Raw genomic sequence first — 17,443 nt, forward strand, 5'->3', positions numbered from 1 at the left:
CTCAGACCCGGCCGACCGATCGGCGAGGGCGCGCGGCGAAGATCGCATCGGTCACGATCTTGGCGGTCTCGGCGCAAGCCTGGGTGCCGCCATTGCCATACTGCTTCACCGCATCGCCGACGCACCACAGGCCTTCGATGCCAGTCTCGCGCGGCAGGTCATAACCGGCGCAGCTGCGTTGCGCCGGCCAGTCGTCGCGCATCACCCGGATCGAGAGGATTTTCGCCTGATCGAAATTGTGGAACTGCTCGCGCAGATCTTCGAGCGCGAGCGCGACCTCGGCATCCGCGTCGAAATCGCCGAGCGCGGGCACCGGCACGGCGTAGGCGACATAGAGATGCCAGCCGGGCGGGGCCAGTTCGGGGCACGTGGCGGAAAGGTTCGCCATGTTGCAGAGTCGGCGCGTCTTGCCGAAGGTGACGATGCCGGGGTGGTTGATCAGCGGCTCGCGGCTCGCGACATTGATGACAATATTGGCGGCTGGGCGCAGGTCGTTCTTCACCTTGGCGAGATAATCCGCCGGGAAAGCCTCGCTGCCGGCGAGCGCGACGGTGGCCTTCGGTCCGGCATTGCTGATCACAAGATCGGTGTCGATCCGCACCTTCTCGCCGTTCCTGAGCACGGTGACGCCCTCGACGCGGCCGTTGGCGGTGTGGATTGTGGTCGCCGGCGTTTCGAGCCAGATGTTGCCGTTGCGCCTGACAGCGCTGCCGAGGCTGTTCCAGACGCCGATCGTGCCCTGCGGGCAGAAGCCGAATTTCTTGAAGGCGCCCTTGCCGGTGAAATAGGTGAGGAAGGCGCGGGCCGGCAGCTCGGCGGCGTTGCAGGCGAAGATCGCCGCGCAGAGATTGCGGAACAGCGCGTGCACCGTGGCGTTGCTGGTGTAGCCCTTCAGCCAGTCTTCGGTCGATTGCCGCCCGTCGGGCAGATTGCCGGAGCGCGCATCGGCGAATTTCTCCAGGATGCGCGAGGCTTGCTTGGTCAGTTGCCCGAGCAGCAGCGACCAGCCGCCGCGGCCGACATCGATCACCTTGCCGTCGATGAAGAACGAGCTCGCAGGCTCCGGCGCGCGGATGTCGAGCGGGGCGCCGACGGTGTGGAAGGTTTCCTCGAACACGCCGCCGAACTCGATCGCGATCGCGCCGATATTGACCTTGAAGCCGTCGATCTCCTCGGTCGAGGCGCGCCCGCCGAGCCGGTCCTTGTCGTCGACGACGAGCGTATGCAGCCCGCCATGGGCAAGCCGCGCTGCGGCGCACAGCCCGCCGGCGCCGGCTCCGATCACGACAGCATCGACCTTCTGAGAATCCACGCGCAGCCTCCCTCAATGCCGCCGGGTTGGTCCCGGCGTGCGCAATCCGCTTGCTTGATGGCAGGCACTCTAATATAATCCGACCGGTCGTTCAAATTATTTTTTGACGCAGGTCAATGAGCCGGCGTCGCTTGCTCGACGAGTTCTGGTGGATGGTGCCCGTAAAGGGGAGGAGGGCGCGGAGCGGCGGTAGTATAGAGAGACGGGTGTCGTCCGATTCCGGCGGCGCCGATGATGCACGAGAGAGAATGTAATGGCGCGGACGCGCTCAGAAAATTACGACGAGATCCAGCGGGGCATTCTCACCACCGCCTGCGGCCTGTTCGCACGGCAGGGCTACGTGCGCGCCTCGATCGCCGATCTTGCGGATGCCTGCAAGCTGTCGCGCGGAGCGCTGTACCATTATTTCGACTCGAAGGAAGCGATCCTGTTCGCGATCCTCGATGCGCATATCCGCGAGATGATCGCCGATGTCGAGGCCGCGATGGCCGGCAAGGCGGCGACGCTGGAGCAGTTCCGCGCCGCGATCCAGGCCATTGTCGCGTTGAATGCGCGCTCGAGCGACGAGCAGCGCGTGATCCTCAACGACCTCTCGTTCCTCGGCGAGACCGAGCAGGATGCGATCAAGGCGCTGGAGCGCCAGCTGGTCGATACGATCGCCGATCTTCTGGTCACGCTCGACAAGGAAGGCAAGATCGTCAAGCGGACCAAGAAGATCTACGGCATGATGCTGTTCGGCATCCTGAACTTCAGCCACACTTGGTACGACCCGAAGGGCGGCGTCGATCCCAGCGAGTTCGCCGACATGGTGGTGGACCTGTTCCTGTACGGTTTCACCATGCCGGTGCCGGCAAAGGACGCCGCGCGGCCGCTGCGCCAGCGCGCGTGAGCTGGCGCGTCTTCAGGATGCGGCGTCACCGTTGCAGGATGTGCACGTAACAGACCGCACCGACGCCGACCATATGCGCCAGTCCGGTCCGCGCGCCGCGATGCTGGCGCGGGCCGGCCTCGCCGCGGAGCTGCATCACGATCTCGCCGATCTGGCCGATGCCGGTGGGACCGATCGGGTGCCCCATCGCGATCAGGCCGCCGGAGGGATTGATCGCGCATTGCCCGCCGATATCGAGCGCGCCGTCCTTCAGCATGCGAACGCCGTGTCCTTCGGGGCAGAGGCCGATGCTTTCGATGTAGTGCAGTTCCTCGACCGTGAAGGCGTCGTGCAGCTCGATGATGTCGAGATCCTTTGGTGAGAGTTTAGCCTGCGCCAAGGCAAGATCGGCGGTCTCCTTGGTGAGCGCCGCGTCGAAGCCGGCGCCGGGCGGATAGACCCGCTCGCTGCGGCCGACCGAGGCCGTGGCGCGGATGGCGCGGCCGGCGTCGATGCCCAGTCGGCGAATGCCGTCCTCGGATGCGACGATGACGGCCGCGGCGCCTTCGCCGATCGGCGTGCATTGCAGTGACGTCAGCGAGCCCGACACCCGCTTGCCGCCGAGCACCTCGTCGAGCGTGCGCTCCTGCTGGCGCTGCGCATGGGGATTTTTGGCGCCGTTGCGATGGTTCTTCACCGCGACCCGTGCGATGTCCTCGGTCGAGGCGTTGTGGCGGACCACGTATTCATTGGTCAGCAGCGCGAAATGCGTGAAGGGGACGATGGCGTCCTCGGCGAGGTGACCGAGGCCGGTGTCCGGACGCCGCACCGGATTGCGCTTGTCGACGCCAATTGCCAGCGCGACGTCGGAGATGCCGCTTGCGACCTCGATGCAGGCGTGGCGGAACGCAGTCGATCCGGAGGCCGACGCATTTTCGACATGCATCAGCGGCGCGCCGGTCGCGCCGAGATGGCGCAGCATCGGCCGTCCCGACGCCATGCCGAGCAGCGCAGTCGCGACATAGGTCGATTCCACCACAGGCCATTCGATGCGCGCATCTGCAAGCGCGGCGCGGATCGCGATGAGGCCGAGCTCCACATAGGGCGTCTCGCTCGGGTTCTGATAGCGATGCCAGCCGATGCCGACGACATAGACCGGGCGCAGCTCGTTGAGTGATCGTGTCATGTCAGACCTCCGGACCAATCAGGATGCGATGCTGAAGCGGAGATCGAGCACGGTCTCGCCGCTCTCGCTCTGTCCAACTGCGGTGAGCCTGCCGGTCACGCGCCGGCCCGGCGCGACGGGCGCGCTGTCCTCGGCCAGCAGGGTGCGGATCACAGGCCCGTCGTCGAGCGCGACCTTGACGATGGTGAAGGGGGTCGGGCGGTTCTTGTCGGCGTGCAGGTGAACGGTTGCTTCGGCGAGTAGCGTTCCATCGGCCGAGAGCTCGCAAGGCGTCAGCGCGTCGCCATGGCTGCCGCAGCGCTCGCAGCCATAGGTCTGCATCGGGAAGAAGACGTATCCGCAGCGGCAGCGGCCGCCCTTGAGGCGGGCCGTGGCCCCCGCCTGGTCATTAGATGCTGCGGAATACAGCCCTGGTTTCAGTATCTTGTTCGGTAGCATGCGTTTCCTCCAAGAAACTTGTTGACGAACCAACAAACATTATTCTAGCTTGAATGCAAGCAAGAAGTCGCCGCACGGCAAAGGGAGCGAAGCTGAATGGCACGAGCAGTTCGACGCGCGCTGGAGCAGCGAGATGACGCGCCCGTGTCCGTGTCGCGGCGGACCCAGGTCGAGCGGCGCGATGAAGCGGAGCGGCGGATCCTCGAAGCGGCCGCGCTGATCGTGGCCGAAAACGGGCTCGAGGCGATCACGTTGGCGGAGGCCGGCGAGCGCGCCGGCTACAGCCGCGGTCTGCCGTCGCACTATTTCAAGACCAAGGCCGATCTGCTGTCGGCGCTCGGCACATACATCATCGAATCCTTCATCACCGAGCGCCGCGCTTCCGCACCGGGACTGACCGGCTACGACAGCCTGCTTGCGTCGTGCCGGTACTACTTCGTGATGCCGGCGCGGAATCCTGCCATGGCGCGCGCCTTTCACGCCGTGCTGGCCGGCGCGCTCACCGTGCCGCCGATCACGGCTACCGTGGCGAAACTCAATCGCGAAACGCGAGGCGAGATCGCCGCGGCGCTGCGGGCGGGAATGGCCGAGGGTCGGTTGCGCGCGGATATCGATCCGGAGATCGAAAGCGCGCTCATCCACGCCACGCTGCGCGGATCGGTGGCGCAGTGGCTGGTCGATCCGGAGGGACTGGATCTCGAGGTCATCAGCGCGCACTTCATCGCGACGCTGGAACGGAGGCTGACGAAATGAGCATCCTGCCGAACAGCGTCGAATACTGGGCCGCCAATCGCCCCAACGATGTCGCCTTCATCGAGGGCGATCACCAGATGACATGGTCGCAGCTCAACGATGCGGCGAACCGCGTTGCGCATGGCCTCGCGGCCCGCGGCGTCGTCGCCGGCGACATCGTGGTGCTGCGGACCCAGATCCGGATCGAGTGGCCGATCCTGAGCGAGGCGATCGGCAAGCTGCGCTGCTCGCTGCTCGGCCTGAACTGGCGGCTGACGCCGTCGGAGACGCAGTATGTGCTGTCCAACAGCGGCGCCCAGGTCATCGTCTGCGACGATGAGGATCCGGCGGCGCTGAAGCCCGCATTCGAAGGTCTACCGATCAAGCTCGCGGTCTCGATCGGCACAGTGTCGCCCGGCTTCGTCGCATTCTCCGAACTGCTCGACACGTCTGCGGAGCCGCCGCTGCATTCCACCGGTCGGCCGCCGCTGATCCTCTACACTTCAGGCACCACGGGCCTGCCCAAGGGCGTGGTCTCGGCGGTGCAGCCGGGTGTGCAGATGGATCAACGCACCAGCGAATATCTCAGCGACGTGGCGCAGACCCGGCGCGGTCAGCCGGGCGGCGTCTCGCTGCTGACGCTGCCGCTGCATCATGGCGCCGGCCCGTCGCAGGTCTGGGGTGCGATCCATCTCGGCAATCCGGTGATCCTGATGCGCCGCTTCGATCCGGAAGGCGCGCTTCGCCTGATCGCAAAGCATCGCGTCACCAACTGGACCGGCGTGCCCACCATGTACAAGCGCCTCGCGGCGCTGCCGAAGGATGTACTCGACGCCTACGACGTGTCGTCGATCCGCGCCTTGTCGGTCGGCGCAGCGCCGGTGCCTTACGAGCTCAAGCGCTGGATCATCCGCAATTTCGGCTCAGGCGTGCTCGGCGAAGGTTACGGCGCCACCGAGGTCGGCATGATCAGCTTCCTGCCGCCGGAGATGCAGGAGCGCAAGCCCGGCTCCAGCGGCCGTCCACACAAGCATGTCGACATCTCGATTCGCGATGCCGAGGGGCGCGAGTTGCCGCGCAACCAGTCCGGCGAGATCTGGATCAGGACGCCGGTGACGATCCGCTCCTATCTGAACGGCAAGCCGCTCGGAACCGACACGCGCGACAGCGATGGATATTTCCGCGTCGGCGACGTCGGGATGCTCGACGACGACGGCTATCTGTTCATCACCGATCGTGCCAAGGACATGATCATTGCCGGCGGCGTCAACATCTATCCGGCCGAGATCGAAGCCGCGATCCTCAGGCATCCCGATGTGCAGGACGCAGCTGTCATCGGCATCCCCGACGACGAGTTCGGCGAGCAGGTCAAGGCGTTCTGCGAGCTGAAGCCGGGCCACATCACCGACGAGGCCGCGATCCTCGCCTTCTGCCGCGAGCATCTTGCTTCCTACAAGCGGCCGAAGACGCTGTCGATTGTCGATGAACTGCCACGCAACACCATGGGCAAGCTGCTCAAGCGCGAATTGCGCGAGCCCTACTGGAAGGGACGGGAGAGAAACGTATGAGTGATATTCTTGATCTGAACGGCAAGGTGACGCTGATCACCGGTGCAGGCCAGGGCGTCGGGCGCCAGATCGCGCTGCATTTCGCCGCGCACAACGCGGCCGGCATCGTCGTCAACGACTACATCCTCGATCGCGCCGAACTGGTCGCGCGCGAGATCACCGCCGCCGGCGGCAAGGCGGTCGCGGTGCAGGCCGACGTCACCGATCTCGCCTCGGTGAAGGCAATGGTCGACAAGGCCGAGCAGGCCTTCGGCCCGGTCGACGTGCTCGTCAACAATGCCGGCAACGCCGGCGCGACCCCCGACCCCGATGCGCGCAAGCCGTTCTGGGAAACCGGCCCTGAGGTCTGGAACAGTTTCATCGGCGTCAATCTCTATGGCGTCATCAACTGCGCCTCGGCCTGCATTCCGCAGATGATCGAGCGCAAGGGTGGCCGCATCGTCACCATCATCTCGGATGCCGGCCGCGCCGGCGAGGCGGGCCTCGAGGTCTATTCGGGCGCGAAGGCGGGTGCCGCGGGCTTCACGCGCGCGGTCGCGCGATCGCTCGGCCGCTACAACATCACGGCGAACTGCGTGGCGATTGCCGCCACCCTGACGCCCGCGATCGAAGCGCGGCTGAAGGCCGATCCCGAGCGGCAGAAGAAGATGATGGAGAAGTACGTCATTCGTCGCCCGGGCCTGCCGTCCGACGTTGCCAACATGGTGCTGTTCCTTGCCTCCGATGCGAGCGCGTGGATCACCGGCCAGACCTATCCGGTCAATGGCGGCTTTACCTTCGCATTGTGAGGCGTATCGATGAGCACTGAGAACGAACAGGTCGTTCTGACCGAGCGGCGCGGCCACATCCTGGTCGTCACGCTGAACCGTCCCGAAGCGCGCAACGCATGCAACGCTGCGCTGGCGCGCGGCATCTCCGATGCGATGGATCTGCTCGATGCCGAGGATGCGCTGTTCGCCGGCGTCATCACCGGCGCGGGTGGTAACTTCTCGGCCGGCGCCGATCTGAAGGCGGTGGCGCGCGGCGAGCGCGGTGTGACCGAACGCGGCGGCTTCGGGTTGTTTCGCCGGCCGCCGCGCAAGCCGCTGATCGCGGCCGTCGAGGGCTATGCCGTTGGCGGCGGGCTCGAGCTCTGCCTGTCCTGCGATCTCATCGTCGCCGCGCGGGACGCCAAGATGGGCCTGCCGGAAGTCAGGCACAATGTGGTCGCCATCGGTGGCGGCCTGTTCCGGCTGCCGAAGCGGATTCCCTATCATGTTGCGATGGAGCTGGCGCTGACCGGTCAGTTCAAGGGCGCGGAGTACTTTGAACGCCTCGGGCTCGTGAACCGGATCGTCGAACCCGGACAGGCGCTCGAGGCGGCGGTTGCCTTCGGCAACGATCTGCTCGTCAACGGCCCGACCGCGCTCGCCGCGTCGAAGGAGATCATCTTCCAGGCCGCGAACTGGACCGATGAAGAGGGGTGGACGGCACAGGGCCCGATCGCCGAACGCGCGCTCAAATCTGAGGATCGCAACGAAGGACTGAAGGCGTTCGCCGAGAAGCGCAAGCCGGCCTGGAAGGGACGCTGATCATGCAGGCCGCTGCCCGCCGGAGCGCGCTTCCCGCTACGATCGCAGATCGGCTTCGTCTGCCGCTGATCGCAGCTCCCATGCTGCGCGTCTCCGGCGTTGATCTCGTGACGGCGGTCTGCCGCTCAGGCGCGATCGGCGCGTTTCTGACCGCGAACGCCCGCTCGGTCGAGGAGCTCGATGCCTGGCTTACCCGGATCGAGCGCAATGTCGCCAATCTCGGCCGGCCGGCCGCGCCGCATTGTCCAAACCTCATCATCCGCCAGCCGCGCTTCAAGGACGATCTCGCCTGCCTCGTCAGGCACAAGGTCGAGATGGTCATCACCAGCGTCGGTTCGCCGGCGGCGGCGGTTCAGCCGCTGCACGATGTCGGCTGTCTCGTGTTCGCAGACATCGCCTCGCTCCGTCATGCCGAGAAGGCTATCGAGGCGGGCGCCGATGGTTTGATCCTGCTCACCGCGGGTGCCGGCGGGCAGACTGGCTGGGCCAATCCGTTCGCCTTCGTGCGCGCGGTACGCACCATGTTCGACGGCCCGGTCGTGCTCGCGGGCGGCGTGACGGATGGTACCGCGCTCGCCGCTGCGCGGCTGCTCGGCTGCGATCTCGCCTATATGGGAACGCGCTTCATCGCAGCGCGCGAGAGCATGGCGAGCGAGGCCTATCGGCGAATGCTGGTCGACAGCACGCTCGACGATATCATGCTGACGAAGGCCTTCACCGGCCTCGATGCCAGCATGCTGCGGCCTTCGATCGTCGCCGCGGGTCTCGATCCCGCAAATCTCGACGAGCAGGTGTCGGAAGCGCGCGCGCGCGAAAAGTTCGGCGGAAAGAGCGACGCGGCAGGACCGCGGCGCTGGACCGACGTCTGGAGCGCGGGTCATTCGGTCTCGGGCGTGCAGGCGGTGATGGGGGCCGCCGACATCATCGACGAGGTCGCCGCGCAATATCGCGTGGCATTCGAACGAGGCGCCGCATAAGGCGTCCAATCCAGTGGAGGAAACCGATGAAGACGATCAGCCGTCGAACGCTGCTCGGGACGGCAGCTTCTGGCCTCGCGGCATCCATTGGCGGCAAGGCATTTGCCGGCGCCTCCTATGATCCCGGCGCCAGCGATCAGGAGATCCGCATCGGGCAGTTCGGACCGCTGAGCGGCCCGGTGTCGTCGTTCGGCGTGCTCGCCAACGCCATGGATGCCTATTTCCGCATGCTGAACGAGACCGGCGGCATCAACGGCCGCAAGATCAAGTTCATCAATTATGACGACGCCTACAGCCCGCCGAAATCGGTCGAGGCGGCGCGGCGCCTGGTCGAAGGCGACGAGGTGCTGTTCATCGCGGGCGCGATGGGAACGCCGGGCAACATCGCCGTGCAGAAATACATGAATGCGCGCACGGTCCCGCAGCTGTTCCTTGCAGCGGCCGCCAGCAAGCTGTCGGACCCGGCGGCCAATCCGTGGACCATGGTCGGCGGATCGACCTACGAGATCGAGGGGGCGTCGTCGGCCGCTACATCGCCGCCACCATGCCCGATGCGAAGATCGGCCTGCTGTATCAGAACGACGATGCCGGCAAGGCAACGCTGGCAGGCCTGAAGTCCGGTCTCGGCGTCAGGACCGCGCAGATCACCTCCGAGCTGAATTACTCGGTCGGCGATCCGACCATCGATTCCCAGATCGTCCAGATGAAATTGTCCGGCGCCGAATTGGTGTTCCTCATCACGATCCCGAAGATGGCGAGCCAGGCGCTGCGTAAGATGGCTGCGCTCGCGTGGCGGCCGCAGATCTTCCTCGGCGCCGGCAACGCCTCGGTGCGCGCGACGTTGCAGCCCGCGGGTTTCGAGACCGCGCAAGGCGTTCTCGCGTTTGCGACACGGATGGACCCCGGCAATCCGCTCTGGGCCGACACGCCTGACATGAAGCAATATATGGCGTTCCTCGACCGCTACGTCCCGAACGCCGATCGTGCCGACGACCTCTACGCCATCGGCTACACCGCCGGAGCAACCGCCGCCCACGTCATCAGGCAATGTGGCGATCAGCTGACGCGGGCCAACATTCTGCACCAGGCGACCAACCTGAAGGGCTTCCCCGCGCCACTGCTGATTCCTGGGATCACCCTCAACACCACCTCGAGCGACTATGTGCCGATCAAGCAGTTTCAGCTGATGCGGTTCAAGGGCGAGGCCTACGAGAAGGTCGGGGAGTTGCTCTCGGCGGCTTGAGGCTGCTGCCTCCGCCGGCCGCGCCGATCACCTCATCTGCACATCCTTGTGAAGGATGTGACGCCCTCCCGCGCGTAACGCGCGCGGGGCGCGCTGCGTAATCCTGCCACGAACGCCACAACCGCGGCTGATGGCGGCATCGCAGCAAGGGAAGAAACATCCGCATGAATCTGTCGTTCAACATCGCCGAACACGGCGAGGGGTCTTATCGTCTGCTCGCGATCCTGCGCTGGGTCATGGTGGTGATCTTCGTGTCGTTCGGCATGCAGAAGTTCACGCTGCAATCGGCGCAAGGCATCGCGCAATTCATCAGCAACAGCCCGTTCGTGTCGTGGCTGTCGGTGTTCGGCCTTCGCGGCGAGGCCTATGTGCTCGGCGTCACGGAGTTCGGCATCGCCGTGCTGCTTGCCGCCGGCGCGTTCAGCCCGATTCTATCAGCGATCGGCTCATTGATGGGCGTGATCACCTTCGCGGTGACCTGGTCGTTCTTCTTCACGACACCGGGTGTGGTGAAGTGGAGCCTGTCGACCGACCCGATGGCCTGGAACCTGGCCGGCGAGTTCCTGTTCAAGGACATCGTGCTGCTCTGCGTCTGCTTGGTGCTGCTGCTGGCGTCGTTGCCGCGGTCGATCGTCCGGTCGCGAACCGGATAGGCGCGCGCGCCGCGCGTTCGATAGTTAAGCCATGCTTAACCACGGCATCGCGCGCGTCCTGCATCGGGAACAGGACAATCCGTCGCAGGCAGCAGTATCTTGTCAATCGAATCTCATGGGCCTACGCAACCCTTGATTGACGAATTGTTGCTAGTAAGAAACGTCCCCGGTTGGGAGCGGAATGTGACGAAGCCAGACATATCGGCGGCGAGCCCGGCAAGCGCCGGTATTTCCTCTCCGTCGAAGCATGCTCCCCGCATTTTCAAACGTGCAGAATTTTTTAGTTCCATTGCAGTTCCCGCGCCGTGGCTGGAGTGGGAGGGCGGTCGCGATCGTGGTTTCCGGGTGTGACCGCCGGAACAGCGATCGGGCCGCCCGTTCCCCAGCGGAACCGGCAACGGTGCAAAACGCGCGATCGTGAATTCGGACGTGTGGGTTCCATCGCTAGGATCGCGATGTCGCCATCTCTCGATGGCTGAACAGGTCCACCTGCGGGTCACATCGCAACATCGTCCAGAATTCGTTCTGCATGAGACAATGGCTCTTGAGACAACGGCTGTTTGCCCGGATCGCGGCGGTCCTGCTCGCCCTTGCCGCCAGCATGCTGACGGCGGCGCAGGCTGATTCCGACATGGATGCGCAGATCAGGGACATCGTCACGACCGAACTAGCGCCGACCGCGTCCGCGGCCGATCCGGGTGGCCTTGCCGCGGCGGTCTATGCCGGAGGCCGGGTCGCCTTCTTCAACTACGGCTTCGCCGACACTGCGGCCAAGCGGCCGGTTACCCCGGACACGCTGTTCAATCTCGCCTCGCTGCGCAAGCTGTTCGAGGCGACACTGGTCGCACTCGGCACGGAGCGCGGCGAACTGCGGCTGGACGATCCCGTCGGAAAGTATCTGCCCGAGCTGCACGGGGACTATGTCAGTCAGGTCACGGTCGGCGAGCTCGTCAACCATACATCGGGGCTGCTGCTCCCGACCGATCATCCGCCATGGCCGAACGAGTCCTACAGCCGCGATCAGTTCATCGCGATGCTCAATGCCTGGACGCCATCGGCAGACGAGCAGCCCGGCAAGCAGCGCATCTACAGCCATGCCGGCTATGTCCTGCTGCAACTGGTGCTGGAGCAGCGCTATCGCATGCCGATCGCGACATTGATCGAGCGCCGCATCCTCAAGCCGCTCGGCATGACCTCGACCTTCGTGCCGGATCGTGGCGAGGACAATCGCGCGGCGTTGGCACCGGCGATCATACAGCGCATGGTCCAGGGTTACTCCCACGACGGCGCGGCGATCGGCCCGCCCGGCAATCAGCAGAGCTATTACGATTTTCCCGGCACCGGCCAGATGTTCTCGTCGGCGCGCGATCTCGGCATTTTGCTGCGCGCCTGTCTCGACGGCGCCGTGATCGATCCCGAACTGCGCGCCGCATTGCAGATGACCATGCACGAGAGTTTTCGTGTCGATGCGAAGTTCGGGCAGGCGATGGCGTGGGAGCATGTACGGCTGGACGGTGTCACCGTCATCGACAAGCCTGGCGGCCTCAACAATGCCTCGGCCTATATCGGCCTGGTGCCGGCGCGCAGGTTCGGCATCGTGCTGCTCGCCAATCGCGGCGACTATCCGCACGAGATCGCGCGCTACGGGATCCTGCCGGCACTCGCGAATCTCATCAAAACCCAGATACATTAGTGGTGCCGCGTGCCAATCCGACGACACAGCCTGCGCGGCCGGGCAGGGGATGCATGCAAAAATCGTCATGGCGCGGAACCGTGATCGGCTATATAAACCGGTAGCTTCTTCTCCTGCTTGAAGAGGCTGATATGACTGATTTACAAAATTCTGATTTGCACGCTCCTGATCTGCATACTTGGCTTTCGCAACAGCCGCACGGCTTGCGAACCTTCAGGACCTTCCAGCAAAAACTCGAGACCATAGGCAAGGACGACCCGGAGCAACGCGGCGTTTGCCGGCTGCTGAGCGGCCTCGTCGGCAATTACGTCGAAATCTTCGACGAGGAGCCGCTGCCGGTCGCGATCGCCGACCGCGCCTATGGCCGCCTGCTCGATCTCGTCGCGAGCCTTGATCTCAAGGGCAATCCCGACCGCCGCCTGGCCGACATCAACCGCATCGCGTCTTGCGATCTCTTGAACTGATCGCGCGTCATCCTCGCGCGGCGGCGAGCTCGCGGTAGAGCGCGGCGTAGCGGCCGGCGCGATTGTGCCAGGAGACATCGGTGGCCATGCCGGCCTGCTGCAGCCGGCGCCAGGTCACCTTGTCGTTGAACAGCAGGTTCGCCGTGCGCAAGCCGTGGGCGAGCGCTTCCGAGGTCACAGGTGCGAACTTGACGCCGGTTGCAGCACTGCCGGTGACCGCGGCTTCGTCGAAGCCCAGCACGGTGTCGGCAAGGCCGCCGACATTGGCAACGACCGGGACCGCGCCGTAGCGCAGTGCGCAGAGCTGGGTGAGGCCGCACGGCTCGAACCGCGAGGGCACCGCGAGCGCATCGGAGCCTGCCTGGATCAGATGCGCCAGCGCCTCGTCATAGCCGATCATGACCGCGATCCGCCCCGGATTGTCGCGCGCCAGCGCGGCGTAGCGATCCTGCAGATCGCGATCGCCGCTGCCGAGCAGCGCGAGCTGAATGCCTTCGCCGAGCAATGTCGGAATGTTCTCCAGCAGCAGGTCGAGGCCCTTCTGCCATGACAGCCGGCTGATGACGCCGAGCAGCATCGCATCCGGCGCCGGCTCGAGCCCGAAGCGGCGCTGCAACGCCGCCTTGTTGGCGGCGCGCTCCGCGATTTGCCCGGCGCCGAAGCGCACCGCGATCGCGGGATCGGTCGCCGGATTCCACACATCGATGTCGATACCGTTGAGGATGCCGCTCAGCACGTCGGCACGTTCGCGGAGCAGGCCGCCGAGCCCCATGCCGCCTTCGTCGCTCTGGATCTCCTGCGCATAGGTCGGCGACACCGTGGTGATGCGGTCGGCGAATTGCAGGCCGGCCTTCAAGAGGCTGATGGTGCCGTAATATTCGACCCCGTGAAGCGAATAGGCCTCGCCCGGCAGGCCGAATGCCGCCAGCATGTCCGGCGAGAATTGCCCCTGATAGGCGAGGTTGTGCACGGTCATCACCGTGCCCGGCCGCGGCTGCCCACCGTAATGCAGATAGCCCGGCGCGAGCCCGGCCTGCCAGTCGTGCGCATGCACGATGTCGGGGACGAAGCTCTCGATTGCACCCCGGCCGATTTCGGCGGCCATCCGCGACAGCGCCGCGAAGCGGATTCCGTTGTCGGGCCAGTCGCGTCCGTCGGGGCCGACATAGGGGTTGCCGGGGCGCGCATAGAGATGCGGCGCGTCGAGCGCAACAAGATCGAGGCCGTCATGGGTGCCGCCGAGCACGCGGATCGGCCCGCCGTAAAATTCTCCCCAGTGGAGCAGCGTTTCCGCGGAGGCCAGCGCCTTGAGCACATCGGGATAGCCGGGCACCAGCGTCCGCGTCGTAACGCCGTGCTGCTTCAGCGCCGCCGGCAGCGCGCCGACCACGTCGGCGAGGCCGCCGGTCTTGACGATCGGGTAGACTTCCGAGGCGACCGCGAGGACGCGGATCGGCGTCATGTCGGGAGCCTGTCGATCATCGATTGCGTGATCAGCGTGATTCCGTTCTCGGTGGTGCGGAATCGCTTGCCGTCGAATTCGGGATCCTCGCCGACCACGAGTCCCTCCGGAATCCGAACGCCGCGATCGATCACGACGTTTCGGAGCCGCGCGCCGCGGCCGACATTCACATAGGGCATGATCACTGCGTTCTCGACACTGGCGTAGGAATTGACGTGGACACCGGTGAACAGCAGCGACCGGCGCAGCGCCGCGCCCGAGATGATGCAGGCGCCCGAGACCAGCGAGGTCACCGCCTGGCCGCGCCGTCCGTCCTCGTCATGCACGAACTTGGCGGGCGGGGTGATTTCGGCATAGGTCCAGATCGGCCATGCGCGGTCGTAGAGATCGAGCTCCGGCACGACGTCGGTGAGATCGATATTGGCGCCCCAATAGGCGTCGACGGTGCCGACGTCGCGCCAGTAGGAGCGGGGATCGTCGCCGGAGCGGACGCAGGAATCGTTGAACTGATGCGCGACGGCGCGGCCGTGCTTGACGATATAGGGGATGATGTCCCTGCCGAAATCGTGGTTGGAATTCGGATCGGCGGCATCGCGGCGCAGTTCGTCGAACAGGAATTGCGAGTCGAACACATAGATGCCCATGCTGGCGAGCGACTTGTCGGGCTTGCCGGGCATCGGCGGCGGATCGGCCGGCTTCTCCAGGAAGGACTGGATCAGGCCGTTCTCGTCGACGTGCATGATGCCGAAGCCAGAGGATTCCGCGCGCGGCATTTCGAGGCAGCCGACCGTCACGTCGGCATCGCTCTCGACATGCTGCTTCAGCATCACCTCGTAATCCATCTTGTAGATGTGGTCGCCGGCGAGCACCAGGATGTACTTGGTGCCGTGCGCCTCTAGGATGTCGATGTTCTGGTACACAGCGTCCGCCGTGCCGAGATACCAGTTGGTCTCTGAGACGCGCTGGCTTGCGGGCAGGATGTCGAAGCTCTCGTTTCGTTCCGGGCGGAAGAAGTTCCAGCCGCCTTGCAGATGCCGGATCAGGCTGTGCGCCTTGTACTGGGTCGCCACCGCGATGCGGCGGATGCCCGAGTTCACCGCATTGGAGAGCGCGAAATCGATGATGCGCGACTTGCCGCCGAAATACACCGCCGGCTTGGCGCGCTTGTCGGTCAACTCCTGAAGTCTGCTGCCGCGTCCGCCGGCCAGCACATAGGCAAGGGCGTGACGCGACAATGGTTCATTTCCGACTGGTCTCATGGTCATCCTCCCAGAACTTCAGGCTGGCCCCGCTACCTTCTCTTGTCCGGAAGGCCTGATCGGGCGCCAACGGGGCCGATTGGAACGTAGCAAGCGCACCCCGGTTGGGCAAAGCGGGATGGCGGATTTTCGTTCCCGAACCGTGGCTCGTGAAGATCGGGGTTGCGGACCGGTTAAGGCTATTGACGGCGCGCGATTTCGGCCTAGAGCAGGCCTGCGTATTTTCCGCCCAAGGCCGGCATCTCATGACAGTTTTGTCCGTCACACCCCAGAACATCCGTGCAACGCTGCTGCTGCGCCAAGAGATTGCGCTGCTTGACGTCAGGCATGAGGCGGAATTCGCCGCCGGCCATCCGCTGTTTGCCGCCAACATGGCGGCCGGCCAGATCGCGCTCGAAGCCGAACTGCGACTGCCGCGCAAGGACGTGCCGATTGTTCTCTGTGACAATGGCGAAGGCCTGATCGCTGCCGCGGCCGGCGCGTTGCAGGCGCTGGGCTACAGCAACGTCGCGGCGCTTGCCGGTGGCCTGCAGGGCTGGAAGGCGGCCGGCTACGAGGTGTTCGAGGACGTCAATTCCTACGCCAAGGCCTTCGGCGAGCTGGTCGAGTCGCGCAAGCACACGCCATCGCTGAGCGCCGACGAGGTCGCCGCGCTGATATCCGACAAGGCCAACATCGCGATCCTCGATGTGCGTCGGTTCGACGAATATGCCACCATGAACATCCCGGGCTCGGTCAGCGTGCCCGGCGCGGAGCTGGTGCTGCGCGCAGGCCGCGCGGCGCCCGATCCCGACACCACCATCATCGTCAATTGCGCCGGCCGCACCCGCTCGATCATCGGCACGCAGTCGCTGATCAATGCCGGACTGCCGAACAAGGTGCGGGCGCTGCGCAACGGCACGATCGGCTGGACGTTGGCGAAACACGAGCTCGAACACGGCGCCGGCAAGCGCGGCGACGTCGGGCCGTTCGAGGGCGCCGCCGACAATGCGCGCGACGTGGCCTATCGCGCCGGCGTCCGCCGCATCGGCGCGGCTGAACTTGCCGTGCTGGAAGGGGACGCACACCGCACGCTCTATCGCTTCGACGTGCGCGACGCCGAGGAATACGCCGCCGGTCATCTGGCCGGCTTCCGCCACTACGCCGGCGGCCAGCTGGTGCAGGAAATCGACATGGCCGCGCCGGTGCGCGGCGCGCGCATCGTGCTGACCGACGACAAGAGCATTCGCGCCGACATGACCGCGTCCTGGCTCGCACAGATGGGTTGGGAGGTTTACGTGCTCGACGGCGGCTATGATCGCCGGCTCGAAGTCGGGCCGCCGCACGTCGTGCCGCGGCCCGGTCCCGCGCACCGCTACCGCCGTCCCTATGAAGGCACCGGCGTCGCGGAGCAGGCGATGCAGGCCTATCTCGATTGGGAATATGGCCTGGTCGACCAGCTGCGCCGTGACGGCACGCACGGGTTTTATGTGATCTGATAACGGCAGATTTGGTCGGCCAGCCGCGGTGCTGGGAAGCACTTGCATTCCGATACTAAGTGCGCTTATAATACGCGTACATAGTAACGGGGGAGAGAGCGCATGAACGCACGACCTGACTGGCAGACCCAATTCGACATCGAGACGGCCGCGAGCCCGGAGGATATCTGGGCGCTGTTCCAGGACGTTCCCGGGTGGACCCGCTGGAACGCCGGGATCGAGTCGATCGCGCTCGAGGGGCCGTTTGCCGTCGGCACCAGCTTTGTCATGAAGCCGCCCGGCGAGGCGGCGCTTCGGTCGGTGCTGACGGAGGTGCGCGAGAACGAGTGCTTCGTCGACGAGACCCGCGTCGGCGATCTCGTGATTGCGGTCGCGCATCGGATCGAGCGGCTGGATTCGTCGCGCACGCGCATCACCTACGCGGTCGACGCACAAGGCGAGGGCGCAGCCGAGATCGGCCCGACGATTTCGGCCGACTTCCCCGCCGTTCTGGCGGCGCTCGTGGCCGCCGCTGAGGGCAAGCGGTCATGACCCGGCTG

At 65.4% G+C, this 17,443-nt stretch carries 16 protein-coding genes and 1 pseudogene; 12 read left to right on the forward strand and 5 right to left on the reverse strand.

Annotation, left to right across the window (positions count from 1 at the left end):
* Position 1 precedes the first annotated feature (1 nt).
* Complete coding sequence (locus ACVIGA_RS32075) at positions 2–1,312, reverse strand: phytoene desaturase family protein (protein ID WP_456669138.1); 1,311 nt, start codon at positions 1,310–1,312, stop codon at positions 2–4.
* Positions 1,313–1,565: 253 nt separating this feature from the next.
* Between ACVIGA_RS32075 and ACVIGA_RS32080 the strand changes: the two genes are divergently transcribed.
* On the forward strand, positions 1,566–2,201 hold the full coding sequence (locus ACVIGA_RS32080) for a TetR family transcriptional regulator (protein ID WP_456669139.1): 636 nt from the start codon (positions 1,566–1,568) through the stop codon (positions 2,199–2,201).
* Positions 2,202–2,226: 25 nt separating this feature from the next.
* Here the strand turns inward: ACVIGA_RS32080 and ACVIGA_RS32085 are convergent, their stop codons facing one another.
* Together ACVIGA_RS32085 and ACVIGA_RS32090 are read right to left on the reverse strand one after the other, a co-directional pair.
* Positions 2,227–3,366 carry a thiolase family protein gene (locus tag ACVIGA_RS32085; RefSeq protein ID WP_456669140.1) on the reverse strand — a complete coding sequence of 380 codons (1,140 nt, stop codon included), beginning with the start codon at positions 3,364–3,366 and terminating at the stop codon, positions 2,227–2,229.
* 18 nt (positions 3,367–3,384) lie between these two features.
* Positions 3,385–3,804 (reverse strand): Zn-ribbon domain-containing OB-fold protein, encoded by a 420-nt coding sequence (locus tag ACVIGA_RS32090; RefSeq protein WP_456669141.1) that lies wholly within the window; start codon positions 3,802–3,804, stop codon positions 3,385–3,387.
* A gap of 96 nt (positions 3,805–3,900) precedes the next feature.
* Between ACVIGA_RS32090 and ACVIGA_RS32095 the strand changes: the two genes are divergently transcribed.
* The 9 genes and pseudogenes from ACVIGA_RS32095 (at position 3,901) to ACVIGA_RS32135 (ending at position 12,705) form a co-directional block, all read left to right on the forward strand.
* Positions 3,901–4,557: a TetR/AcrR family transcriptional regulator gene (locus ACVIGA_RS32095; RefSeq protein WP_456669142.1), complete on the forward strand. Its 657-nt coding sequence runs from the start codon at positions 3,901–3,903 to the stop codon at positions 4,555–4,557.
* On the forward strand, positions 4,554–6,104 hold the full coding sequence (locus tag ACVIGA_RS32100) for a class I adenylate-forming enzyme family protein (protein ID WP_456669143.1): 1,551 nt from the start codon (positions 4,554–4,556) through the stop codon (positions 6,102–6,104). Before ACVIGA_RS32095 ends, ACVIGA_RS32100 begins: the two co-directional genes overlap by 4 nt.
* Entirely contained in the window at positions 6,101–6,892 is a 792-nt protein-coding gene (locus tag ACVIGA_RS32105; RefSeq protein ID WP_456669144.1) for an SDR family NAD(P)-dependent oxidoreductase, read from the forward strand. The genes ACVIGA_RS32100 and ACVIGA_RS32105 overlap by 4 nt, the downstream gene beginning before the upstream one ends.
* Before the next feature lie 9 nt (positions 6,893–6,901).
* Complete coding sequence (locus ACVIGA_RS32110; RefSeq protein WP_456669145.1) at positions 6,902–7,675, forward strand: crotonase/enoyl-CoA hydratase family protein; 774 nt, start codon at positions 6,902–6,904, stop codon at positions 7,673–7,675.
* A 2-nt stretch (positions 7,676–7,677) separates the two neighbouring features.
* On the forward strand, positions 7,678–8,652 hold the full coding sequence (locus ACVIGA_RS32115; RefSeq protein ID WP_456669146.1) for an NAD(P)H-dependent flavin oxidoreductase: 975 nt from the start codon (positions 7,678–7,680) through the stop codon (positions 8,650–8,652).
* A 26-nt stretch (positions 8,653–8,678) separates the two neighbouring features.
* Positions 8,679–9,895 (forward strand): annotated as a pseudogene (locus ACVIGA_RS32120) (ABC transporter substrate-binding protein).
* Between the two features lie 164 nt (positions 9,896–10,059).
* Positions 10,060–10,548, forward strand: coding sequence for a DUF417 family protein (locus ACVIGA_RS32125; RefSeq protein WP_456669147.1), 489 nt, complete (start codon positions 10,060–10,062; stop codon positions 10,546–10,548).
* Positions 10,549–11,077: 529 nt separating this feature from the next.
* Complete coding sequence (locus ACVIGA_RS32130; protein ID WP_456669148.1) at positions 11,078–12,241, forward strand: serine hydrolase; 1,164 nt, start codon at positions 11,078–11,080, stop codon at positions 12,239–12,241.
* Between the two features lie 131 nt (positions 12,242–12,372).
* Positions 12,373–12,705: a hypothetical protein gene (locus ACVIGA_RS32135; protein ID WP_456669149.1), complete on the forward strand. Its 333-nt coding sequence runs from the start codon at positions 12,373–12,375 to the stop codon at positions 12,703–12,705.
* A gap of 7 nt (positions 12,706–12,712) precedes the next feature.
* Here the strand turns inward: ACVIGA_RS32135 and glgA are convergent, their stop codons facing one another.
* Positions 12,713–14,167: a glycogen synthase GlgA gene (gene glgA, locus ACVIGA_RS32140; protein ID WP_456669150.1), complete on the reverse strand. Its 1,455-nt coding sequence runs from the start codon at positions 14,165–14,167 to the stop codon at positions 12,713–12,715.
* The gene (gene glgC / locus ACVIGA_RS32145; RefSeq protein ID WP_456669151.1) at positions 14,164–15,426 is read right to left on the reverse strand and encodes a glucose-1-phosphate adenylyltransferase; all 1,263 of its coding nucleotides are present in this window, start codon (positions 15,424–15,426) and stop codon (positions 14,164–14,166) included. Before glgC ends, glgA begins: the two co-directional genes overlap by 4 nt.
* A 245-nt stretch (positions 15,427–15,671) precedes the next feature.
* Between glgC and ACVIGA_RS32150 the strand changes: the two genes are divergently transcribed.
* Positions 15,672–16,904 carry a rhodanese-like domain-containing protein gene (locus tag ACVIGA_RS32150; RefSeq protein WP_456669152.1) on the forward strand — a complete coding sequence of 411 codons (1,233 nt, stop codon included), beginning with the start codon at positions 15,672–15,674 and terminating at the stop codon, positions 16,902–16,904.
* 102 nt (positions 16,905–17,006) lie between these two features.
* Complete coding sequence (locus tag ACVIGA_RS32155; RefSeq protein ID WP_456669153.1) at positions 17,007–17,435, forward strand: SRPBCC family protein; 429 nt, start codon at positions 17,007–17,009, stop codon at positions 17,433–17,435.
* Positions 17,436–17,443 lie beyond the last annotated feature (8 nt).

It is taken from the genome of Bradyrhizobium sp. USDA 3240, assembly GCF_054063295.1.

Bases quoted from the DNA above. Each gene is read 5' to 3' on its own strand.
- glgA (WP_456669150.1), bottom strand. From the start codon at position 14,167: ATGACGCCGATCCGCGTCCTCGCGGTCGCCTCGGAAGTCTACCCGATC.
- ACVIGA_RS32110 (WP_456669145.1), top strand. From the start codon at position 6,902: ATGAGCACTGAGAACGAACAGGTCGTTCTGACCGAGCGGCGCGGCCAC.
- glgC (WP_456669151.1), bottom strand. From the start codon at position 15,426: ATGAGACCAGTCGGAAATGAACCATTGTCGCGTCACGCCCTTGCCTAT.
- ACVIGA_RS32155 (WP_456669153.1), top strand. From the start codon at position 17,007: ATGAACGCACGACCTGACTGGCAGACCCAATTCGACATCGAGACGGCC.
- ACVIGA_RS32150 (WP_456669152.1), top strand. From the start codon at position 15,672: ATGACAGTTTTGTCCGTCACACCCCAGAACATCCGTGCAACGCTGCTG.
- ACVIGA_RS32080 (WP_456669139.1), top strand. From the start codon at position 1,566: ATGGCGCGGACGCGCTCAGAAAATTACGACGAGATCCAGCGGGGCATT.
- ACVIGA_RS32100 (WP_456669143.1), top strand. From the start codon at position 4,554: ATGAGCATCCTGCCGAACAGCGTCGAATACTGGGCCGCCAATCGCCCC.
- ACVIGA_RS32115 (WP_456669146.1), top strand. From the start codon at position 7,678: ATGCAGGCCGCTGCCCGCCGGAGCGCGCTTCCCGCTACGATCGCAGAT.
- ACVIGA_RS32105 (WP_456669144.1), top strand. From the start codon at position 6,101: ATGAGTGATATTCTTGATCTGAACGGCAAGGTGACGCTGATCACCGGT.
- ACVIGA_RS32125 (WP_456669147.1), top strand. From the start codon at position 10,060: ATGAATCTGTCGTTCAACATCGCCGAACACGGCGAGGGGTCTTATCGT.
- ACVIGA_RS32135 (WP_456669149.1), top strand. From the start codon at position 12,373: ATGACTGATTTACAAAATTCTGATTTGCACGCTCCTGATCTGCATACT.
- ACVIGA_RS32130 (WP_456669148.1), top strand. From the start codon at position 11,078: ATGAGACAATGGCTCTTGAGACAACGGCTGTTTGCCCGGATCGCGGCG.
- ACVIGA_RS32085 (WP_456669140.1), bottom strand. From the start codon at position 3,366: ATGACACGATCACTCAACGAGCTGCGCCCGGTCTATGTCGTCGGCATC.
- ACVIGA_RS32095 (WP_456669142.1), top strand. From the start codon at position 3,901: ATGGCACGAGCAGTTCGACGCGCGCTGGAGCAGCGAGATGACGCGCCC.
- ACVIGA_RS32090 (WP_456669141.1), bottom strand. From the start codon at position 3,804: ATGCTACCGAACAAGATACTGAAACCAGGGCTGTATTCCGCAGCATCT.